The following is a 2,977-nucleotide window of genomic DNA, read 5'->3' as shown; positions in this document are numbered from 1 at the left end:
CTTGCTGACATTGTCCTCGCCTTTTCCTGCTCCGCTGACGGCATCCTTGGTATTGGCATAGTTATGGTTGATCGAAACACCCAGGCCGTTGCTCTCTTTCTCGCGTATCTGCTCGGTGAGCACGCTTTCACGCGCAGCATCGATATTGATATTTCTGCCCGCCGTCAGCTCGATATCATTGGCAGCGCCCACATCAGAGCCGCGCTGGTTGATATCACGCTTGGCGTTGATCGCCACATCTTGCCCGGCGCTGATCTGGCTGCTGGAAGCGGTCTCGTGTTCGACACGATTCTTCTCCCCACTGCCTTCGGTCCCGGCGAAGATGCTGATGCCATTACCGTTACTGGAGATGCTTGAACCCGTCTGCTTTTTCTTCTCCCAGCTACGTTCGCTGCTGGTGTCTTGTGCGGCGACCACATTGACGTCGCGCCCTGCATCCAGATTGACATTGCGCCCTGCGGTGATGCCGCTGCCAACCAGGTTGATGTCGCGTTCAGCCTGCAAAGTTGCATCGCGCTCGGCGCTAACATGGCTGCCCACGCTGGTGCTGCTCTGGGCTTCACGACCGGCCTTCTTCGCAGACGAAATGGCGACTGATGTCGGCCTTTCCGTATAACCAAACTTCTTCTTGTGTTCTTCACTGCGACTATAAGCCGTGTCATTCGCAGAAATCAGGTTGATGTCACCCGTGCTATTGACCAGCCCGGAACGCAGTTCAGTGTCGTTATCGGCACTGATCTCACTGGCCCGCACCCGTACATCATTACCCGCCGCCACCACAACATCATTGCCCGCCTCCAACTCACTGCCCACTTGGCTCGCAGTGGTCTTCAACTGGCTCTTGCCGCTTTTGGACAGCCCCAGGAACCCGGACTTGGTCTTCTTGCTGTAGGAGCCATGTTCCTCGACACCCGACAACACCGCGACGTCACCCGTGGCCCCCAGCAACATGTCCCCACCAGCCTTCAACTGGCTGCCGATCACGGTGACGTCACGCCCGCCATCGATGCTCATGCCGCCATCAGTCTTCTTGCTGGCATTGATGGTCAAGTCTTTGCCGGCTTCGACGACGGAGGCTACGTTGGTGCTGTCGTAACTTTCCCGCTGCTGGCTTTTGCTACGACCGAACGAGCCCTTGCTCTTTTTCGAGTAGAACGAAGCGTCTTCGTCCAGGGCAGAGAGGATGCTCACATCGCGCTGTGCATCGAGAGCCACGTTGCCGCCGCCGGCGATTCGGCTGGCGGTGAGTTCCAGGTCTTTACCGGCATTGAGCGACACGTCGCCGCCGGCCGTCAGCACGCTGGAAACCTGGCTGATATGGTCCTTGGACTGGGTGACCTTCTTGGACTTGCTGGAGGAATGCTGTTCGTCAGCGGCTGAGGAAATACTCAGGTCCTCAGTCGTCGTGATGCTCAAGTCACGCTTGGCGTCGATGCGGCTGGCAATGGCGCTGAAGTCTCGCCCTGCCGATACCTTGAGGTCACGGCCTGCCTCCACGCTGGCACCGTTTTGCGTCACGGTTTCGGTGCGCAGGCGGCTGCCCAGGTCCAAACCATTGCGTTGCTCAACGGCATCGATGTGCACATCGCGGCCAGCGACCAATGTGGTGTCACGCCCGCTTTGCAGCACGCCACCGGTATTGGCGATGTCACGGCCTGCATTCATCGTCAGGTCATTAGCTGCCTCGATGCGTGACGCACTGTCGAGATAGTCGCGGCGCTCAGCGGTGCCGTTGCCGGTACGGGTTACTGCACGGTCGTTGATCACATCACCCTTGATCGCCGTCAGCGTGACATCGCGTCCGGCGATGATGCCGCCGGACTTGTTGACGATGTTGTTACCCGCCAGCAGGTCGAGGCGGTTGCCGGCTTCGATCAAGCCGCTGTTGATCAGGTCATTGCCCGCTTTGGCGGACAGGTTGTTGGTGGCACGCAGGGTCCCGGCGTTCTCCAGGTTTTCGCCGGCGATCAGGTTAAGGTCGTTGCCTGCGATCAATGCGCCATTGGGTGCAAGACGATTGTCGGCCTGGGCCATGTACAGCACCGGCACCAGCACCTTTTCACCGTTCACTTCGTGCTGTTCGAGCCAGACGATGTCATGGGTCAGCGCCGCGACCTGTTGCGAGGTCAAGGTAACGCCCACTGCCAGGTTCAGTTGCTGCTTGCTCTGGATCGCATTGTCCATCAGGTACTTGAACAGCTTTTCGTCGGTGTTCTGGCCGTCGATAAAACGCTGCCCTGTGCGCGCTTGCACGGCCTGCTGGATCAAGCGTTGCTCATAGAGCCCGTCGCCCAGGCGCTTGGCACTTTCGTCCGGGTTGTAACCCAGCCCTGCGAGCAAGTAGTCGGAGCTCATGAACTGCTTGAGGTCCGTGAGCACCGGGTTGGTTTCGATCAGGTATTTATGCGGTTGCGACTTTGGCGCGGTAGGCATGAAGCCTTGCACGCGGTTGATGGTCTGGCTGGCGACTGGAGTGGTTTGCGCCAGCGCATTGACCGGCTGGGCGATCACCTCCGCGACCTGGGTTGGGCTGCTGCCCGCACCTTGTGCGACGGGTGTGTTCACCACCGGCTGCACGCCTGGCATAACCGGCATCACGCCAGGGATATTCAACGTCGGCCGAGTGGGCTCGCCCGGTGTGGCGACCTGAACGTGGGTGTCTCTTTGGGTCAGCGCCAGGTCTGGCTGGTCCGTAGGCCCTGTGACCTTCGCCACTGGCGACGTTGAACCGCTGGACGGATCTTGGGCGTTGATACCGTCGCCCCGGGCGATTTCACCTGGGGTGATCTGGCTGGGCGTCCAGCCACTCCCGTTGGCCACATCGCCGGCCCCGGCAACGTTAAGCGTTCTGGTGGTGGCGGTGACACCACTGACCTGACGTGCAGTGGAGCCCACCTGACGCGTAGCTGCGCCCTGTTGAGTGACGCTTTTGAAATCGAAGGTGCGCGTTTCAAGCGCTGGCTGTACATCCTGGCGT

Annotated in this window: 1 protein-coding gene; it reads right to left on the bottom strand. The window is 59.9% G+C overall.

Annotation, left to right across the window (positions count from 1 at the left end):
• Positions 1 to 2,977 (bottom strand): hemagglutinin repeat-containing protein (locus tag GIW04_RS29420; RefSeq protein WP_236479506.1); only part of this gene is annotated, 2,977 nt, incomplete at both ends.

The sequence above is a fragment of the Pseudomonas sp. PA-4-8C genome (assembly GCF_021606625.1).
Lineage (GTDB): Bacteria > Pseudomonadota > Gammaproteobacteria > Pseudomonadales > Pseudomonadaceae > Aquipseudomonas > Aquipseudomonas lactis.
This window is presented reverse-complemented; position numbering and strand designations above follow the sequence as displayed.